The organism is Streptomyces sp. B6B3, assembly GCF_039871525.1.
In the GTDB taxonomy this organism is placed as follows: domain Bacteria; phylum Actinomycetota; class Actinomycetes; order Streptomycetales; family Streptomycetaceae; genus Streptomyces.
On sequence record NZ_JBDPLU010000006.1, the window covers coordinates 179,022 to 197,075 of the forward strand.

Annotated in this window: 16 protein-coding genes and 1 pseudogene; 15 read left to right on the plus strand and 2 right to left on the minus strand. The window is 74.9% G+C overall.

The window, feature by feature from the left end; genetic code table 11:
• Positions 1-28: 28 nt before the first annotated feature.
• Entirely contained in the window at positions 29-823 is a 795-nt protein-coding gene (locus ABGB06_RS15455) for a calcium-binding protein (RefSeq protein ID WP_347589505.1), read from the minus strand.
• Positions 824-1,015: 192 nt separating this feature from the next.
• On the opposite strand from ABGB06_RS15455, the gene ABGB06_RS15460 reads away from it, so the two are divergent.
• A complete protein-coding gene (locus ABGB06_RS15460) occupies positions 1,016-2,476 on the plus strand; it encodes an aldehyde dehydrogenase family protein (RefSeq protein WP_347589507.1) in 1,461 nt (486 codons plus the stop codon).
• An 82-nt stretch (positions 2,477-2,558) separates the two neighbouring features.
• Complete coding sequence (locus ABGB06_RS15465) at positions 2,559-3,950, plus strand: aromatic acid/H+ symport family MFS transporter (protein ID WP_347589508.1); 1,392 nt, start codon at positions 2,559-2,561, stop codon at positions 3,948-3,950.
• A 149-nt stretch (positions 3,951-4,099) separates the two neighbouring features.
• Here ABGB06_RS15465 and ABGB06_RS15470 read toward each other — a convergent pair whose 3' ends face one another.
• Entirely contained in the window at positions 4,100-5,785 is a 1,686-nt protein-coding gene (locus tag ABGB06_RS15470; RefSeq protein WP_347589509.1) for an IclR family transcriptional regulator C-terminal domain-containing protein, read from the minus strand.
• 130 nt (positions 5,786-5,915) lie between these two features.
• Between ABGB06_RS15470 and ABGB06_RS15475 the strand changes: the two genes are divergently transcribed.
• From ABGB06_RS15475 to ABGB06_RS15535, 13 genes and pseudogenes are all read left to right on the plus strand, one after another.
• The gene (locus ABGB06_RS15475) at positions 5,916-6,758 is read left to right on the plus strand and encodes a CoA-transferase (RefSeq protein WP_347589511.1); all 843 of its coding nucleotides are present in this window, start codon (positions 5,916-5,918) and stop codon (positions 6,756-6,758) included.
• Complete coding sequence (locus ABGB06_RS15480; protein ID WP_347589513.1) at positions 6,755-7,609, plus strand: CoA-transferase; 855 nt, start codon at positions 6,755-6,757, stop codon at positions 7,607-7,609. Before ABGB06_RS15475 ends, ABGB06_RS15480 begins: the two co-directional genes overlap by 4 nt.
• Entirely contained in the window at positions 7,606-8,814 is a 1,209-nt protein-coding gene (locus ABGB06_RS15485; RefSeq protein ID WP_347589515.1) for an acetyl-CoA C-acyltransferase, read from the plus strand. Before ABGB06_RS15480 ends, ABGB06_RS15485 begins: the two co-directional genes overlap by 4 nt.
• 41 nt (positions 8,815-8,855) lie before the next feature.
• Positions 8,856-9,623 (plus strand): protocatechuate 3,4-dioxygenase subunit beta, encoded by a 768-nt coding sequence (gene pcaH / locus ABGB06_RS15490; RefSeq protein ID WP_347589517.1) that lies wholly within the window; start codon positions 8,856-8,858, stop codon positions 9,621-9,623.
• Positions 9,623-10,276 (plus strand): protocatechuate 3,4-dioxygenase subunit alpha, encoded by a 654-nt coding sequence (pcaG, locus tag ABGB06_RS15495; protein ID WP_347589519.1) that lies wholly within the window; start codon positions 9,623-9,625, stop codon positions 10,274-10,276. The genes pcaH and pcaG overlap by 1 nt, the downstream gene beginning before the upstream one ends.
• Positions 10,242-11,750, plus strand: coding sequence for a 3-carboxy-cis,cis-muconate cycloisomerase (gene pcaB / locus ABGB06_RS15500; RefSeq protein WP_347589521.1), 1,509 nt, complete (start codon positions 10,242-10,244; stop codon positions 11,748-11,750). The genes pcaG and pcaB overlap by 35 nt, the downstream gene beginning before the upstream one ends.
• Complete coding sequence (pcaC, locus tag ABGB06_RS15505; RefSeq protein ID WP_347589523.1) at positions 11,747-12,979, plus strand: 4-carboxymuconolactone decarboxylase; 1,233 nt, start codon at positions 11,747-11,749, stop codon at positions 12,977-12,979. Before pcaB ends, pcaC begins: the two co-directional genes overlap by 4 nt.
• Entirely contained in the window at positions 12,979-14,160 is a 1,182-nt protein-coding gene (locus tag ABGB06_RS15510) for a 4-hydroxybenzoate 3-monooxygenase (RefSeq protein WP_347589524.1), read from the plus strand. Before pcaC ends, ABGB06_RS15510 begins: the two co-directional genes overlap by 1 nt.
• A gap of 398 nt (positions 14,161-14,558) precedes the next feature.
• Positions 14,559-15,158 (plus strand): sigma-70 family RNA polymerase sigma factor, encoded by a 600-nt coding sequence (locus tag ABGB06_RS15515; protein ID WP_347589526.1) that lies wholly within the window; start codon positions 14,559-14,561, stop codon positions 15,156-15,158.
• Positions 15,155-15,820: a hypothetical protein gene (locus tag ABGB06_RS15520; RefSeq protein WP_347589528.1), complete on the plus strand. Its 666-nt coding sequence runs from the start codon at positions 15,155-15,157 to the stop codon at positions 15,818-15,820. The genes ABGB06_RS15515 and ABGB06_RS15520 overlap by 4 nt, the downstream gene beginning before the upstream one ends.
• 70 nt (positions 15,821-15,890) lie before the next feature.
• Entirely contained in the window at positions 15,891-16,073 is a 183-nt protein-coding gene (locus ABGB06_RS15525; RefSeq protein WP_347589530.1) for a hypothetical protein, read from the plus strand.
• A gap of 187 nt (positions 16,074-16,260) precedes the next feature.
• Positions 16,261-16,362, plus strand: a pseudogene (locus ABGB06_RS15530) (alcohol dehydrogenase catalytic domain-containing protein); the annotation flags it as partial.
• A gap of 265 nt (positions 16,363-16,627) precedes the next feature.
• A complete protein-coding gene (locus ABGB06_RS15535; protein WP_347589532.1) occupies positions 16,628-17,905 on the plus strand; it encodes a PQQ-binding-like beta-propeller repeat protein in 1,278 nt (425 codons plus the stop codon).
• Positions 17,906-18,054: the final 149 nt, after the last annotated feature.

Sequence of the window (18,054 nt, forward strand, 5' to 3'; positions counted from 1 at the left end):
TGGGCGATGCCGTCGCGGACCGACCAGTTCAGTCCTGGTGGACCTCGTCGGCGCCGGGACCGCCGGAGAGCAGGTCGTCGCCAGGGCCCCCGTAGAGGATGTCGTCGCCGCTGTTGCCGTAGACGGTGTCGTCGTCCTCGCCGCCGTTGAGCTCGTCGTTTCCGCGACCGCCGCGGATCTCGTCCGCGCCCGCCTCGCCGAAGAGGTGGTTGGCGCCGTCGCCGCCCAGCAGCAGGTCGTCCCCGGCACCGCCCTCGGCGGACCCCAGGCGGGCGTGGATGGTGTCGTTCCCGTCGCCGCCCTGGGCGGCGGAGTCGGAGGTGATGATGTCGTCGCCGGGGCCGCCGTAGGCCACCGTCGCGTCGCGGATCACGTCGTCGCCGGAGCCGCCGGAGAGGAAGTGCTCGCCGTCGCCGCCGTCGATGACGTCGTTCCCGTCGCCCCCGCCGCTGTAGCTCTCGTCGCCGGCGCGCAGCACGAGCTCGTCGTCCAGGTCCCAGAGTTCGACGTACACGTAGGTGTAGAGGTCCTCCTCCGGCGTGGTGATCGTGCACACCACGTAGGTGGGGTCCGCGGCATCGGGGTGGACGCAGCCGTTGCCGGCCACGATGGGCACGATGTCGTCGATGATGAACTCGGTCGGGCCGTTCGGGCCCTGCAGCACGACGACGTCGTTCGCCTCGCCGTCGTTCGCGTAGTAGTAGACGTAGTCTCCGCCGGGGTAGACCCAGGCGGTCCCCTTCTCCTCGGCGGACGCGCTGGGCGCCGCCAAGCCCGCGCCCGCGAGCGTCAGGGCGCCCAGCACGACGATGGATCTTCGCATACGTCACCTCTCTGTGATCGGTTGTGCGGTACCGGTTGTACGACCCGCCGCGCCCGCGAATGGTTGTGGCGATCGCGACGAACCCCCTTGACACCCCCGGCGGTGCGCCCGACACTCCTCTGCGCCGACAGGCGCGAATGAAAGTTCACTGGACGAACGGTGAGTCTGTCGGCACCGAGCAAGGGAGCTCTCATGACCACCCATCGCGACCTGCTGATCGGCGGCAGGGACGTGCCGGCCCTCGCCGGCGGCGCCGCGGCGGACGTCAGCCCGCACACCGGCGAGGTGTTCGCGACCGTCGCGGCCGGCCGGGCGGCGGACGTGGCGCGGGCGGTGGCCGCGGCGGACGCCGCCTTCCCCGACTGGCCGGCGCTGGACCCGTACGCCCGGCGGTCGATCCTGCTGCGCGCCGCCGACCTGCTCGCCGGCCGCTCCGAACGGGCCGTCGAGCTGATGGCGGGCGAGGCGGGCGGCACGGTGCCGTGGGCGATGTTCAACGTGGGCCTGGCCGCGGAGATGCTCCGCGAGGCGGCCGCCGCGGTCACCGCGCCCCACGGGGAGGTGCTCGCCGCCCAGGAGGCCGGGGCGTTGGGCCTCGCGGTGCGCCAACCGGTCGGGGTCGTGGGCGCGTTCGCCCCGTGGAACGCACCGCTGATCCTCGGCGTCCGGGCCGTCGCCGCCCCGCTCGCGGCCGGCAACACGGTCGTCGTCAAGCCCAGCGAGGACGCGCCGCTGTCCTGCGGCTACTTCGTGGCCGACGTGCTGCGCGAGGCCGGGCTGCCGGACGGGGTGCTCAACGTGGTCAGCAACGCCCGCGAGGACGCCGCCGAGGTGGCCGAGGCGCTGGTCACCGCCCCGGCGGTGCGGATGGTGAACTTCACCGGCTCCACCCGCACCGGCCGGATCATCGGCACCCTGGCCGCCCAGCGGCTGAAGCCGGCGCTGCTGGAACTCGGCGGCAAGAACGCGATCATCGTGCTGGACGACGCCGACCTGGACCACGCGGTGGACGCCGCGGCCTTCGGCGTCTTCATGAACGCCGGGCAGATCTGCATGTCGGGCGACCGGGTGCTCGTGCACCGGGCGGTGGCCGAGGAGTTCACCGAGCGCTTCGTCGCCAAGGTCGCCGCGCTGCCGTGCGGCGCGCCGACCGACCCGTCGACCGTCGTCGGTCCGCTGGTGAGCCCTGACGCGGCCCGGCGGGTCGCCGCGCTGGTGCGGGACGCGGTGGCGAAGGGGGCCACGGTGCTGACCGGCGGCGGAGAGCCGAGCGGCGCGATCCACCCGGCGACCGTGTTGACCGGCGTGACCCCGGAGATGGAGCTGTACCACGGCGAGGCGTTCGGGCCGGTCTGCGTGCTGGACACCTTCGCCGACGACGACGCGGCGGTCGCCCTGGCCAACGCCACCGAGCACGGCCTGACCTGCGGGATCCTCACCGAGAACGGCACCCGCGGCCTGCGCCTGGCCCGGCGGATCAGGACCGGCATCGTGCACGTCGGCGACCAGTCGGTGGCGGACGAGCCGCAGGCGCCCTTCGGCGGGGTGGGCTCCTCGGGCTACGGCCGGTTCGGCGGCCGGTGGGGCGTCGAGGCGTTCAGCGACACGCGCTGGGTCACCCTCGCCACCCGACACCCGCACTATCCCTTCTGACCCCCGCCCCGCGATCTCCCGTTCTCCCGTCGTCCCCCGCTCTCCCCGTCTCCCCACGTCCCCGATTCTCCGAGGAGCCCGAATGTCGCGGTCGCCGCGCTCCGCCTCCGCGCCCCCGCCCCCCGCCTCGGCCGGCACGCACAGCTTCCGCTCCGTGGCCGCGGTCATCGGGCTGTGCTGGCTGGCCGTGTTCTTCGACGGCATGGACGTCAACATCTACGGCGCGACCATGCCCTACATGCTGGACGACGCCGAGTTCGGCCTGACCCCGGCCACCGCCGGCACCATCGGCAGCTGGACCACCTCCGGCATGCTGGTCGGCGCGTTGACCGCGGGGAACATGACCGACTGGGTCGGCCGCCGGGTCACGCTGATCACCAGCGTGGTGCTGTTCTCCCTGGGCTCGGCGATCTGCGCGGTGGCCGCGTCCCCGGCGACGTTCGGCGCGGGCCGCTTCGTCTCGGGCCTCGGCCTGGGCGCCCTGCTGCCGGTCTGCCTGGCCGTGGTGATGGAGTTCGCCCCGCCGCGCCGGGTGGCGCTGGCCACCGGGCTGCTGATGACCTCGTACCACGCGGGCGGCATGACGGCGACGGGCCTCGGCCTGGCCGCCGACCCGGACGCCTGGCGCTGGGTCTACTGGGCAGGCGTGCTGCCGGCGGTGATCGCCGTGCCGCTGCTGCTGCGCTGGTTCCCCGAATCGCCGGCCGTGCTGCTGGCCAGGGGCCACGAGGCGCGGGCCGCGGCGGTGGCCGCGCGTTACGGCATGCCGGCGCCCCGGCCGGCCGAGGCGCCGCCGGGCGGGGCCCGGGGGCGGGTGGAGGCGGTGCTGGCGCTGTTCCGGCCGGAGTCGCGCTGGGCCACGCCGCTGCTGTGGGTGGCGTCGTTCTGCGGGCTGCTGCTGGTCTACGGGGTGAGCACCTGGCTGCCGCAGTTGATGCGCGGTCAGGGCTACGGGGTCACCTCGGCCGTCAGCTTCCTGATGGTGATCAACGCCGGCGGCATCGTCGGCATGCTGATCGCCGGCCGCACCGCCGACCGGTTCGGCGCGGTGCGGGTGTCGGCCGTCTGGTTCCTGCTGACCGCCTGCGGCGCGCTGCTGCTACGCGCCCACCTCCCGCTGTCGGTGACCTACGTGGTGGTCTTCGTCACCGGCGTCTGGCTGTTCAGCGCCCAGGTCATGGTCTACGCCGCGACCAACTCGGTGTACGGGCCGGCCGAACGGGCCACCGGGCTGGGCTGGGTGACCGGCGTCGGGCGGATCGGCGCCGTGGTCGGCCCGTGGCTGGGCGGCGCGCTGATCAACGGCGGTTCGGAGGGCTGGGGCTTCGTGATGTTCGCGCTCGCCGGTCTGCTGGGCGCCGTCATGATCGCGCTGGTGCCCCTGGTCGGCCGGCTGCGCGGCGGGCGCCCGGCGGGCGCGGCGGACCGGCCGCTCGGCGCGGGAGGCGCGGGAGGCACCGCCCCCGCGCCATGACCCTCCCCCAGCCCACCCGACACGTCCCCCGACACGCCTCGGGACGGCCGTGGCCCGCCCGCGGGCACGCGGCGGGCGGGCCACGGCGCCGGGCCGGCCCGCCGGGCCGGCAGGTAGACGGCGCGTCAGCCCGGACGAACGCGCGGGACTCAGATCCGGCGGACGCGGGCGTAGCGCCCAGCGACCCGCACCTCGGACTCGACGGCCGCGGCCGCCTCCCGCAGCGGCCCCAGCAGTTCGGCGACAGCCTGGGCCGCGGTGCGGCGGCTGGCGTGCATCGAGACGTTGATCGCCGCGACCACCCGGCCGGCGCGGTCCCGGACCGGCACCGCGAGCGAGCGCAGCCCCTCCTCCAACTCCTCGTCCACCAGCGCGTACCCCCGCTCCGCCACCCGGTCCAGCAGCGCCGCCAGCCGGGCCCGGTCCGTGACGGTGTGCGGGGTGAGCGGCGGCAGCGCCGCGCGACGCAGCCGGTCGGCCCGTTCCCCGGCCGGGAGCCCGGCCAGCAGCACCCGGCCCATCGAGGTCGCGTACGCCGGGAAACGGGTGCCGACCGTGATGTCCACGCTCATGATCCGCACCGTGGGCACCCGCGCCGCGTACTGGATGTCGTCGCCGACCAGCACCGACATCGACGCCGAATCGCGCACCCGGCCCACCAGCGAGACCAGGTGCGGCCGCGCGATGTCCGGCAGGGCCAGGCCGGACAGCCGGGCGAAGCCGAGCTCCAACACCCGGGGGCGGGGCCGGAACAGCCCGTCCTCGCCGGCCACGTAGCCCAGATACTGGAGGGTGATCAGGGAACGCCGCACGGTGGCCCTGGCCAGCCCCGTCATCTCGGCCAACGCGCTGAGCGACAGGGCGCCGCCGGGGGCACCGCCCGGGCCCTCACGGCCCGCGGGACAGTCGTCGAAGGCCGCGAGCACGCTCAGCCCGCGGGCCAGCGACTCGACGAACTCGGGCCCCAGCTCCTGCTTGGCGGCCCGGGCGCGCGCGGCGGCCGGCGGGGCCGCCGGCTCCGGCTCCGCCGCGGCGGGCGGCGTGGCCAGGGTCCGTTCGAGCTCGGCCACGGCCCGCCGCAGCCGGGGGAGGAACGCCCGACGCAGCGAGTCGACGGTGTGCCGGCTGGTGTGGCTGACGACGCTGGCCGCGCAGGCCACCCGGCCCGCGGCGTCGCGGACCGGCAGGGCGACGGCCACCAGCCCCGGCTCGATCAGCTGGTCGTCCTCGGACCAGCCGGCCCGGCGGACCGCGGCGACGCGGTCGGCGAAGGAGCCGGCGCCGGTGGCCTCCGGCGGTATCAGCGGGAAGGTGGCGTAGTCGGGGTCGGCGCGGCGGCGACGCTCCCACCCGTCCCAGTCCGCCGGTCCCCAGTCCGCGGCGAACAGCGCGCCGGGCGCGCCGCATTCGGCCGGCAGCGCGTCCCCGATCCGGAAGGCGACGGACATGGTGCGCCGCCGGGTGGCCTGGCAGACGAAACGGGCCCGGTCCTGGTCGGGCACGGCCAGCGAGACCGACTCGTCGAACTCGTCGGCGAGCCGGTCCACCAGCGGCCCCAGCAGGTCGGGGATGCGACAGGCGGCGAGGTAGGCGTTGCCCAGCTCCATCAGCCGCGGCGCGAGCACCACGCCCGAGCCCTCGACGCGCACGTGGTCCAGGCGCTCCAGGGTGCTGAGGACGCGGTCCACCGTGGACCGGGCCAGGCCGGTGGCGCGCACCAACGCACCGGGGGCGGGGCGCCCCTCGGCGGCGGCGATCTCGCGCAGCACGGCCAGACCGCGGATCAACGGGGCCACCGCCTCGCTGGGCGGCGGGGCCGTGGCCGGGTCGGTCATGGGTGCTCCCGCGTGCGTCGGTTCGCCGAAACCGTACCTGTATCGCCCATTGACTTCGGCCGGTTCCCGGGCCGAGACTCGAAGGAGCGATTTCGTGAACTAAAGTTCGCTCGACGAACATGGTAGGCGCATGGCTGAGATATGTCCCCTGCACGACGCCGTCGCGGAGCTGGTCCACGACGGCGACACGGTGGCGATGGAGGGCTTCACCCACCTGATCCCCTTCGCCGCCGCGCACGAGGTGATCCGTCAGGGCATCACCGACCTGACGCTGGCCCGGATGACCCCCGACGTGGTCTACGACCAGCTGATCGGGGCGGGGCTGGCGCGCCGGCTGGTGTTCTCCTGGGGCGGCAACCCGGGCGTCGGCTCGCTGCACCGGTTCCGGGACGCCGTGGAGAACGGCTGGCCGCGTCCGCTGGAGCTGGACGAGCACAGCCACGCCGGCATGGCCAACCGCTACGTCGCCGGCGCCTCCCGGCTGCCGTTCGCCGTGCTGCGCGGCTACCGCGGCAGCGACATCCCGAGCCGCACCGACACCGTGGCCACGGTGGTCTGCCCGTTCACCGGCGAGGAACTGGCCGCGGTGGCCGCGCTCAACCCGGACGTCACGGTGATCCACGCCCAGCAGGCGGACCGGCGGGGCAACGTCCAGCTGTGGGGCCTGACGGGGGTGCAGAAGGAGGCCGCGCTCGCGGCCAGCCGGGTGCTGGTCACCGTCGAGGAGATCGTGCCCGAGCTGACGCCGCGCCCCGGCGGCGTGGTGCTGCCGGCCTGGGTGGTGGACGCGGTCGCCGCCGTGCCCGGCGGGGCGCACCCGTCCTACGCGGCCGGGTACTCGGTACGGGACAACGACTTCTACCGCTCCTGGGACGCGATCTCCCGCGACCGCGCGGCCTTCACGGCCTGGCTGGACGACGAGGTGCGCGGCGCCGCCGGACGCCCTGACGAGCGCCGGACGGAGGCGCGATGAGCACCCGAGAGGCGCCCGAGGTGACGCCCGACGAGCTGATGGAGGTCAACGCGGCCCGGGCGCTGGCGGACGCCCGGACCTGCTTCGTCGGCATCGGCCTGCCCAGCACCGCGGCCAACCTCGCCCGCCGCACCGTCAACCCGGAGCTGGTGCTGATCTACGAGTCGGGCGCGATCGGCGCCAAGCCCAGCCGGCTGCCGCTGTCCATCGGCGACGGCGAGCTCGCCGACACCGCCGACGCGGTCGTCTCGGTGCCGGAGATGTTCAACTACTGGCTCCAGGGCGGGCGCATCGACGTGGGCTTCCTCGGCGCCGCCCAGCTGGACCGGCACGCGAACGTCAACACCACGGTCATCGACCGCGGGCCCGACCGTCCGGAGGGCCGGCTGCCCGGCGCCGGCGGCGCGCCGGAGATCGCCGCCAGCTGCGGGCGGGTGCTGCTGGTGCTGCGGCACGCCCGGCGCAACCTGGTGCCGGCGCTGGACTTCGTCACCACCCTCGGGCACGGCACCGGACCCGGCCATCGGGCGGCCTTCGGGCTGCCGGGACGCGGGCCCGTCGCCGTCATCACCGACCTCGGCGTGCTGCGACCGGAGCCGGAGACCGCGGAGCTGGTGCTCACCGAGCTGCACCCGGGCGTCACCGCGGACCGGGCCAGGGAGGCCACCGGATGGCCGCTGCGGGTGGCCGACGAGGTGACGGTCACCGCGCCGCCCAGCGCCCGCGAACTCGACACCCTGCGCGAGCTGAAGGCGGCCCGCGGCCCGGGCTCGGGACCCGCCGGCCCGGAGCGGCACGCGGGAAACACGGGAAGCCCGAGGAACACGAGCAGCACGAGGAGCGCCCCATGACCCCCCCGCTCCCCCGGTCACGTTCCGGGCGGGACGTCTACGTCGTGGACGCCGTCCGCACACCGGTCGGCCGCTACGGCGGCGCGCTGTCCGCCGTGCGCCCCGACGATCTGGCCGCCCACGTGGTCAGGGCGCTGCTCGACCGCTCCCCCGGCCTCGATCCGGCGGCGATCGGCGACGTGGTGTTCGGCAACGCCAACGGCGCCGGCGAGGAGAACCGCAACGTCGGCCGGATGGCGGCGCTGCTGGCCGGGCTGCCGGTCTCGGTGCCCGGCGCGACCGTCAACCGGCTGTGCGCCTCGGGACTCGAGGCCGTGGTGGTCGCCGCCCGCGCGGTCGCCGCCGGGGACGCCTCCGTGGCGATCGCCGGGGGCGTGGAGTCGATGAGTCGCGCCCCGTGGGTACTGCCCAAACCGGAGCGCGCGTTCCCCACCGGGGCGCCCGAACTGCATTCCACGACGGTCGGCTGGCGGATGGTCAACGAGCGGATGCGCCCGGAGTGGACCGTGCCGCTCGGCGAGGGCGCGGAGCTCATCGCCGACCGGCACGACATCTCCCGCGAGCGGCAGGACCGGTTCGCCCTGGACAGCCACGCCAAGGCGGCCGCCGCCTGGGCGGCCGGACACTACGACGCCGAGGTGGTGCCGTACCCGGGGGTGGAGCTGGCCCGCGACGAGACCATCAGGGACGGCGGCACCCCGGAGGGGCTGGCCCGCCTCCGGCCGGCGTTCCGGGCCGGCGGCACGGTCACCGCGGGGAACTCCTCGCCGCTCAACGACGGAGCCGCGGCCCTGCTGCTCGCCGACGAGGCGGGGCTCGCGGCCACCGGCCGGGAGCCACTCGCCCGGATCGGGGCCTCGGCCGTCACCGGCATCGAGCCGCAGCTGTACGGCCTCGGCCCGGTGTCGGCGATCCGCACGGCGCTGGAGCGGGCCGGCGGCGACCTCGCCCGGGTGGACACCGTCGAGCTCAACGAGGCGTTCGCCGCCCAGGCGCTCGGTTGTCTGGCCGAACTGCCCGAACTGGACCCCGACCTCGTCAACCCGCGCGGCGGCGCGGTCGCCATCGGCCATCCCCTGGGCGCCTCCGGCGCGCGGCTGGCCGGGGCGGTCGCCCACCAGCTCGCCGCGCGCGGCACCGGCACCGGCGTCGCGGCGCTGTGCATCGGCGTCGGCCAGGGCCTGGCCCTCGTACTGGAGCGCTGACCAGCGGCGCCGACGGGCGCCGGGAAGGGGTGAAGACCCGCATGACACTCACCCAGCGGGACATCGACCGGGAGATCGCCGACCACCGGGCGCGCTACACGGCGGCCCGGACCGCGGGCGCGCCCCCGGAGCACCACCCGCGCCGGGACTACCCGCCCTACCGCAGCAGCACGCTGCGCCACCCCCTGCGCCCGCCGGTGGCCGCCGGCGGCGACCCGGAGGCCGTCGAGCTGAGCGGCCCCGTGTTCGGCAGCACCGACGTCGCCCCGGCGGACAGCGACCTGACCCGGCGGCACCCCGGCGAGCCGCTCGGCGAGCGGATCACCGTCTCCGGACGGCTGCTGGACCGGCGGGGACGCCCGGTCCGCGGCCAGCTCGTCGAGATCTGGCAGGCCAACGCCTCGGGCCGGTACGCGCACCAGCTGGACCAGCACCCGGCCCCGCTCGACCCGAACTTCACCGGCAGCGGCCGGGCGCTGACCGGGGACGACGGCGGATACCTGTTCACCACCGTCCGGCCCGGCGCCTACCCCTGGCGCAACCACGACAACGCCTGGCGCCCGGCGCACATCCACTTCTCGGTGTTCGGCACGGCCTTCACCCAGCGCCTGGTGACGCAGATGTACTTCCCCGGCGACCCGCTGTTCGCCCACGATCCGGTCCTGCAGTCCGTCACCGACCCGGCCGCCAGGGAGCGGCTGGTCGCGGCGTACGACCACGAGCGGTCCCGTCCCGAATGGTCGCTCGGCTACCGCTGGAACATCGTGCTGGACGGCCCGGACGCCACCTGGATCGAGGAGGGCCGCTGATGTCCCGACCCGTCACCCCCGACGAGGGCGCCGCCCGGGCCCCGGACGCCGCCGCTCCCCGGGACCCCACGCCCTCCCAGACGGTGGGCCCCTTCTTCGGCTACGCGCTGCCGTTCCCCGACGGCGGCGAGCTGGCGCCCGTCGACCACCCCGACGCCCTGACCGTGCACGGCACCGTCCACGACGGGGCCGGCGAGCCGGTGCCCGACGCGGTCGTCGAGCTGTGGCAGGCCGATGCGGCCGGCGGCCTCGCCGGGGCGCCGGGATCGATCCGCCGGGACCCGGTCACCGGCGGCTTCCTGGGCCGCAACGGCCTGGACTTCACCGGCTGGGGCCGGGTCGCCACCGACGCGGACGGGCGGTGGGCGGCCCGCACGCTGCGCCCCGGCGCCCGTCCGGGCGCGGCGCCGTACCTCAGCCTCTGCGTCTTCGCCCGCGGGCTGCTGCACCACCTGTTCACCCGGCTGTACTTCCCCGAGGACGAGGCGGCGCACGCCGCGGACCCGCTGCTCGCCTCGCTGGACCCGGCCCGCCGCGCGACGCTGGTGGCGACGGCGCAACCCCACCGCCGCTACCGCTTCGACATCCGCCTGCAGGGCGAGGAGGAGACGGTCTTCCTTGACTTTTCCACCCACACCCGCGACGCCGGCTGACCAGCCCGGCGGCGCGCCGGAGGACGTCGGGCTGCTCGCGCCGGGCCGGGCGGGCTCGCCCGCCGAGGCCGCCACCGGCGACGCCGCGTTCCTCCAGGCGATGCTGGACGCCGAGGCGGCGCTGGCCAGGGCCCAGGCCACGGTCGGCCGGGTGCCGGACGCGGCGGCCGGCGCGATCACCGCGGCGGCCCGCGTCGACGCCTTCGACGCCCGGGAGCTGGCGCTGGCGGCGCGCGCCGGCGGCAATCCGGTGATCCCGCTGGTGGCCGCGCTGACCGCGGCCGTGGCGCGCGCCGACCCGGCGGCGGCGCGGCACGTGCACGCCGGCGCCACCAGCCAGGACGTCCTGGACACCGCGACGATGCTGGTGGCCCGCCGCACCCTCCGGCTGGTGCGCGCCGATCTGGCGCGCACGGCCGAGGCGCTGGCGGAGCTGGCCACGGCACACCGCCGCACGCCGCTGCCCGGCCGGACGCTCACCCAACACGCGGTGCCCACCACGTTCGGCCTGAAGGTCGCCGGCTGGTACACGCTGGTCCGCGAGGCGCGGACCCGGCTCGGCGCGCTCCGGCTCCCCGCGCAACTCGGCGGCGCGGCCGGCACGCTGGCGGCGTTCGCCGCCGGGGACCCACCGCCCGCGACCCGCCGCGACGGCGCGGCACCGCCCTCCGGCCCGCGGCCTGGGCCGCGCGGCCGGGAGGAACCCGAGGACGACATCGGGGTACGGCTGCTCGCCGCGTACGCCCGCGAGGTGGGGCTGGCGGAGCCCGTGCTGCCGTGGCACACGCTGCGCACCCCGGTCGCCGAACTGGCCGCCGCGCTCGCGGTCACCGTGGGCGCGCTGGGCAAGCTGGCCGCCGACGTGCTCGTGCTGTCCCGCACCGAGATCGGCGAGCTCGCCGAGGGCGGCGGCGGTGGTTCCTCCGCCATGCCGCACAAGAGCAACCCCGTGCGGGCCACGCTGATCGCCGCGGCGGCGCGGCAGGCGCCCGCGCTCGCCGCGGTGCCGCTGGGCTCGCTCGCGGCGGCGGACGAGCGTCCCGCCGGCGCCTGGCACGCCGAGTGGCAGCCGCTGCGCGAGCTGTTGCGGCTGGCCGGCGGCGCCGCTCACGACGCCGCCGAGCTCGTCGCCGGGCTGCGGGTGGACGCCGGACGGATGCGGAAGAACCTGGACCTGACCGGCGGGCTCGTCGTCAGCGAGCGCCTCACGGCCGCGCTGGCGCCGGAGCTCGGCCGCGCACGGGCCGGCGCGCTGGTGACCGCGGCGGCGCGCCGGGCCGCGGCCGAGGGCCGGCCGCTCGGCGAGGCCCTGCTCGCCGAGGCGCGGCTCGTCGAGGAGGTGGCCGTCGCCGAACTGCTGCCGCCCCGGCGCCTGAAGGAGCTCACCGACCCGACCACCTATCTGGGCTCCGCGCCGGTCCTCGTCGATCGCGCGCTGCGCGCCGGACGAACCGCTGGGGAGGCGGCGCCGTGAACGACCGAGCCCGAACCGGGCTGCCGCACCACCGGACGGACGGGCCGACCGACGGCGTTCCGCTGATCCTCGGCCCCTCCCTCGGCACCTCGCTCGCGGTCTGGGAGCCGCAGCTGGCCGGGCTGACCGTGCGGCACCGGGTGCTGCGGTTCGACCTGCCGGGCCACGGCGGGTCCCGCGCGGTGCCGGCGCCCGCCGACGGGGTGGCCGGGATGGCCGAGCTCGTGCTGCGGCTGGCCGACGCCGCGGGCTGGGAGCGTTTCCGGTACGCCGGCATCTCGTTCGGCGGCGCCATCGGACTCCAGCTGGCCGCCCGCCACCCCGACCGGATCGCCTCGTTGGCGGTGCTGTGCTCCTCGGCCCACTTCGGGGATCCCGCGGCCTGGCGGCAGCGGGCCGCGACGGTGGCCGACCGCGGCACCGAGGCGCTGGTGCCCAGCCGCCCGGGCACCTGGTTCGCGCCCGGATTCGAACGCACCCCGCGCGGCGCCGCGCTCGTCGCCGACCTGCGGGCCACCGACGACGCCGGCTACGCGGCCTGCTGCCTCGCCCTGGCCGCCTTCGAGCTCCGCGCCGAGGACCTGGCCGGGATCAGCGCGCCGACCCTGGTCGTCGCCGGACGCGACGACCCCGCCACCCCGCCGGCGCACGCCCGCGAGCTCGCCGACGGGATCCCGGACGCCGGGCTCACCGAGATCCCGCACGCCGCGCACCTCGCCAACGTGGAGCGCCCCGAGCCCGTGTCGGCCGCGCTGCTGGCTCACCTCGACGCCACGGACGCTCCGACGGCGCCCCGGGACGACGCCGCCCGCCGCCGCGCCGGAACGGCCGCGCGCCGGGAGGTGCTCGGCGACCGGCACGTGGACCGCGCGACGGCCGGCACCAGCGCGTTCACCGCCCCGTTCCAGGACCTGATCACCCGCTACGCGTGGGGCGAGATCTGGACCCGGCCGGGGCTGAGCCGGCACACCCGCAGCTGCGTCACCCTCACCGCGCTGGTGGCCGGCGGCCACCTCGGGGAGCTGGCCCTGCACGTGCGCGCGGCGCTGCGCAACGGGCTGACCCCCGAGGAGATCGGCGAGGTGCTGCTCCAGGCGGCCGTCTACTGCGGTGTGCCGGCCGCGAACGCCGCGTTCGCCGTGGCCGACCGGGTGATCCGGGAAGTCGAGGGCGAGGGCGCGGGCACGGCCGAGGGCACGGGCGAAACGACGAGAGGGGACGAGTCCTGATGGACACCACCGTGGCCATCGTCGGTGGTGGCCCGGCCGGGCTGCTGCTCGCCCGCCTGCTGCACCGGCGGGGCATCGGCTGCGTCGTGCTGGAGAGCCGCGACCGCGACTACGTCGAACGGCGCCAGCGCGCCGGCATCCTGGAGCAGGGCACCGCCGACGTGCTGCGCGCCTGCGGCGCGGGCGACCGGATGGACCGGGAGGGAGAGGTCCACGACGGCATCGAGCTGCGCTTCGACGGGCGCTCGCACCGGCTCGACTTCCCCGCGCTGACCGGCGGCCGGCGGGTCACGCTCTACGCGCAGACCGAGATGGTCAAGGACCTGGTCGCGCTCCAACTCCAGGAGGGCCCGCCGCTGCTGTTCGAGGCCACCGCGCGGGCCGTCGAGGGAATCGAGACCGACCGGCCGCGGGTCCGCTTCACCCACGGGGGCCGCGAGCGGACGCTGACCGCCGAGTACGTGGTCGGCTGCGACGGCTCGTACGGGGTGGCCAGGGACGCGGTGCCGCCCGGCGCCCAGCGCCGTTACGAACGCGCCTATCCATACTCGTGGTTGGGGATCCTCGCGGACGTGCCGCCGTCCTGCGAGGAGCTGATCTACGCCCACTCGCCGCGCGGTTTCGCCCTGCACAGCATGCGCTCGCGCACGGTGAGCCGGCTGTACCTCCAGGTGCCGAACGGCACCGATCCGGCCGACTGGCCGGACGAGCGGATCTGGATCGAACTCGCCGCCCGCTTCGCCGTGGACACCGGCTGGCGGCTGGAGCCGGGACCGATCACCGCGAAGGCGGTGCTGCCGATGCGCAGCCTGGTCATCGAGCCGCTGCGCTGCGGCCGGCTGTTCCTCGCGGGGGACGCCGCGCACATCGTGCCGCCCACCGGCGCCAAGGGCCTCAACCTCGCCGTCAGCGACGTCGTCGTGCTGGCCCGCGCCTTCGGGCACTGGGCGGCCACCGGCTCCACCGACCTGCTCGACGGGTACTCCGAGACCTGCCTGCGCCGGGTGTGGCGGGCCGAGCACTTCTCGTACTTCATGACCTCCACGCTGCACGCCGACCCCGACCAGAACCCGTTCCAGACCCGGCTGCAGCTGGAACAGCTCGACCGGATCACCTCCTCCGGGCACGCGGCCGCCGAACTCGCCGAGAACTACACCGGGCTGCCGCTCTCCTCGGGATGATCCGAACGCAACGGTCGCGTCTCGACTGAACGATTACGACCGACGATGTTGAGGTCTTGATCGCCGGCTGTGACATCTGACACATCGCCTGTCGTGTTCTGTCCGGAACAACTGACCGGCCCCAAATAGCAGCAGGTCAGAGCGATGCCCGAACTTGCCCTTTGTATGATCATTTTACAATTCGTGGCCGCTTCGGTTCGGGCAGTGATCTTTTTCGCGGTGGGATGAGTGATCCGGGGGTCCGGCTCGCTTAGGTGGTGAGTGAGGCCCGAACGGGTCTTCGCCCCCGGTTCGTTCGGCAAGGGGCTGTCCACCAGCAAGGAGTCCGATGATGAGTCTCCCCCCGCGCACCCGGCGCCGTCCGGTCACTCGTCCGACGGCAGGTCGGGGAGGGCGCCGTGGTTGAGTACACGCCCGAGGATGAGCCGCTCGAACTGCCCGGGCGACTGGAGCGGTTGCTGACCCAGGCGGAGCTGCCGCTGGAGGCCGAAGCGTTCTACCTCGGCCGCCAGGAGCTCTACCACCGCTACGCCGAGGTCCACCTCGGCAACCGCCGCGAGGCTGAGGACCTCGTCCACGAGGTGTTCGCCGAGATCATGGCGGACTGGCCGGCCCTGCTGCGCGAGCAGCGCCCGGAGCAGGTGGCCTTCAGCGTCCTGCGACGGGTCGTCCGCCGCCGGCTGGACGCCGAAGGACGGCTGCCCCACTACATCGTCAGCGGCCCCATCGCCCGACTGCTGCGCGCCGCGCAGAGCCAACTCGCGGTCATCCCCAGCGACAACGGCCTGTACCCGGCGATCGCCGGGCTCCCACCCCGGCAGTGTGACGTCATCATCCTGCGGCATGTCATGGGCTACCCCACCCGCACCGTCGCCGCGTTCCTCGGCCTGGACGAGCGGACCGTCGACTACCACCACCGCAAAGCCAAGGAGAGGCTCCGGGTCGCCCTCCACCTGCCACCGGCGGCCCCCTCCCGCACCACGGAAGGACCCCAGTGACCACCCCACGCACGATCGACGACCTGCTCGCCGACGCCCTCATACCCACCACCTCCTCCGCGTCGTTCGACACCGCGGCGGGCCTGCGCCGCCTGGCCGCCGAGACCACCGGAACGGGAGACGGAGAACTCGCCCGGGCCCGGCAGGCCCGGCACACCCTGCTCGCGCTGTGCGGATGGGTGCTGGACCAACCCGCCGCCGCGCTGCGGCTGTCCCACCTGGTCGACGACCCACCCCAGGCCCTCACCCCGGACGACCGCCTCGACATGGACGGCGCCGTCGTCTACGCCTGCCTGCTCTACCTCGCCGAACACGGCGAGTGCGCCCAGTTCTGGTGGGGCCTGGCCGCCGGCGCCGACAACGGCATCGCCGCCTACTGCCTCCACCTCCACCACCAGGAACTCGGCGACCCCCACGAGGCACGGCTGTGGTGGCGCGAGGCCAGCAAACCCACCGACCCCGACACCTGGGCACCGGCGGACATCATCGATCTGGTCGAGGTCTTCGCCCGCTGCGCCCGCCGGCAGGGGTGGCTGAAGGACCGCAGCGAGGTCCTGGAAGCGGAGGTCGACCGGCTGGCCGCCGGCTCCAGCACCGGATGCGTCCGACGCCCGGACCGCCAGCTCGCCGAGCGTCTGGAGGAGTACGCCGGCCGCCACTAACACCACCAGCCGCGCACCCGGGGAGTCCCCGACCCCGCAGGCTCCCCGCCCCGAATCGGAGGCCAGCAACATGAACAAGCCCAGGCCAGGGCCGACCCGCACCGGACGGTTCCGCACGACGCTGCACGAATTGGCCCGCTGGGCCCGGGCCCGCCACCGCGTGGCCACCGGCCTGTTCCTGCGCGGCGCCTGCTACGGCGCCGGCACCACCGCGGTGACCCTGCTCGCCGTGTGGGCACAGACCCGCACCTGATCCCACGACCTCCGCCCCGCCGGCCCGGGCCGGCGGGGCGGAGGTGATGGCCGTCACGTCGTTGGCGTGCCCCTCACGCCGACCCCATTAAGGCGATTTGTCGCAGTAGAGAAAATTCTTCCCTTTCTCGAGGACCTCCTCGACAGGAGGCACCCATGCAGGCAGTCGTGGACAAGGGCCCTTCACGGTGGCCGCCGATGACGTGCCCGTCCCGAGGATCCAGGATCCGACCGATGCACTCGTTCGGGTCACCACCACGACCATCTGCGGCTCCGATCTGCACATGTACGCGGTGCGGGCGTCGTGACCGCCGGGAACAGGCCCGCGTCGACCCGACCTTGTCCGCAGCCACGAGGGCTCCCACGAACAACGACACCCGGCGTCACGAACGCCACCGGCGCGTGTGCCGGCCCTCTCCCGCCGGGCTGCGCGGCGGCAGGAACCGTTCGTGGACCAAAGGCGTCAGGAGCAAGACAGGCCGAACGCACAGGGATCACCGGGGGACGACCGTGGCGGGGCGGGGTACACGTGTATCGGTAGTAGGGGCCGCGCTGTTGACGCTGCTCGTGGCCGGGGTCGTCGTGTTTGTGAACGCGACCGGCGACGACAACGGCGGTGGCGCCAGCGACGGCGGGGGCAACGAAGGCGGGCAGCCCGTCAACGCGGCGGAGTCGCAGTGGCGGACCGAGCCGAAGCCGGACGGGGGCGGCGCCTTCGTCTCCGCCGTGGACAGCGGACAGGTCTGGGTCGCGGACGAGGTGGTCGTCCTCCTCACGGGCAGCGGCGTGTGGGGGTTCGACCGGGACTCCGGCGAGGAACTGTGGAAGCTCGCCGGCCCGGAGGGCACCGACGTCCTCCCCTGCTCGGCCAGCTGGGACGTGAACGCCCAGGGCGTCGGCGCCGTGCTCTACCCGCCGGCGGACGACCAGGCCGAGGAGCCCAACTGCACCGTGCTCGCCGCCGTCGACACCACCACCGGTGAGGTGATGTGGCGCAAGGACCTCACCAAGCCCGGTGACGACGGCGTCGGCGAACTCGGTGGCGCCGTGAACGCCACCGTTGGGGACGAGGTGATCACCGCCAGCCTCGAAGAGCGTTTCCACCGCTTCTCCATCGAGGACGGGGAGGAACTGCCGCTCCCTGAGGTCTCGCCGTCGCCCTGTCCCGGCGAATCCCCCGGCATGTCGAACATCGGCGAACTCGTCGTCCTGCATCACGACTGCTACGCGGACGACGAGGACGGCAGGGACCGCATCACGGCATTCGACGCGGACACCCTGCAGACGCTGTGGAGCAGTCCCGTCGAGCCCGACCTCGATCTCCATCCCAGGGCCAGCGACCCCCTGGCGTTCAGCGTCGAGGGCTACTGGCCGGAGCGCGACAGCTGGCTGCGGATGTACGACGACGCGGGCGAGGTAAGCGGCGACATCCCCGAGGGCAGCGACAGCCTGGACGGTCCCTTCGTCACGGATTCGCTGGTGACCATGCTCGCTCAGGGTTCCGACCCCGAGCAACGCCTCGCCCGTGGTTTCGACCCGCAGACCGGCGCACGGCTCTGGGAGACCGAACTGCCCCCGCAGGCACGCCTGCTCGGCGAGTCGGGCGAGGAGCCAGTGGTGATCTACCACGAGGAGATCGCCGACAGACTCGACGACGCCCACGTCGCCTGGCTGAACCCGGCCGACGGCACCCTCACCGACGACATCGTCCTGCCCCGGCACTCTCGCTGCTGTACCGCGTTCGTGCAGGACGTGGCCTGGACGGACGACACCCTGTACGTGGTCGACAGCAGAACAGGAGACGTGCGGCTGGAGGCGGTTGCGCGCCGCTAGGGCCCGTCCGGCTGAGACGTGCGGCTCGGGTCAGGGTCATCTCGCCAGCCCGCCCCGACACCGCACCATCGGCCGCGGGCCCCTCAATCGAAGCGCCTCCACTCGACTCACGATCGAACGAGAACCCGCTGACACCACGTTCGACGGTC

What these genes read in the sequence shown, in the direction of transcription:
- pcaH (WP_347589517.1), top strand. Translation starts at nt 8,856, where the DNA reads ATGACACTCACCCAGCGGGACATCGACCGGGAGATCGCCGACCACCGG.
- ABGB06_RS15480 (WP_347589513.1), top strand. Translation starts at nt 6,755, where the DNA reads ATGAGCACCCGAGAGGCGCCCGAGGTGACGCCCGACGAGCTGATGGAG.
- ABGB06_RS15510 (WP_347589524.1), top strand. Translation starts at nt 12,979, where the DNA reads ATGGACACCACCGTGGCCATCGTCGGTGGTGGCCCGGCCGGGCTGCTG.
- ABGB06_RS15470 (WP_347589509.1), bottom strand. Translation starts at nt 5,785, where the DNA reads ATGACCGACCCGGCCACGGCCCCGCCGCCCAGCGAGGCGGTGGCCCCG.
- ABGB06_RS15485 (WP_347589515.1), top strand. Translation starts at nt 7,606, where the DNA reads ATGACCCCCCCGCTCCCCCGGTCACGTTCCGGGCGGGACGTCTACGTC.
- ABGB06_RS15525 (WP_347589530.1), top strand. Translation starts at nt 15,891, where the DNA reads ATGAACAAGCCCAGGCCAGGGCCGACCCGCACCGGACGGTTCCGCACG.
- pcaG (WP_347589519.1), top strand. Translation starts at nt 9,623, where the DNA reads ATGTCCCGACCCGTCACCCCCGACGAGGGCGCCGCCCGGGCCCCGGAC.
- ABGB06_RS15465 (WP_347589508.1), top strand. Translation starts at nt 2,559, where the DNA reads ATGTCGCGGTCGCCGCGCTCCGCCTCCGCGCCCCCGCCCCCCGCCTCG.
- ABGB06_RS15455 (WP_347589505.1), bottom strand. Translation starts at nt 823, where the DNA reads ATGCGAAGATCCATCGTCGTGCTGGGCGCCCTGACGCTCGCGGGCGCG.
- ABGB06_RS15460 (WP_347589507.1), top strand. Translation starts at nt 1,016, where the DNA reads ATGACCACCCATCGCGACCTGCTGATCGGCGGCAGGGACGTGCCGGCC.
- ABGB06_RS15475 (WP_347589511.1), top strand. Translation starts at nt 5,916, where the DNA reads ATGGCTGAGATATGTCCCCTGCACGACGCCGTCGCGGAGCTGGTCCAC.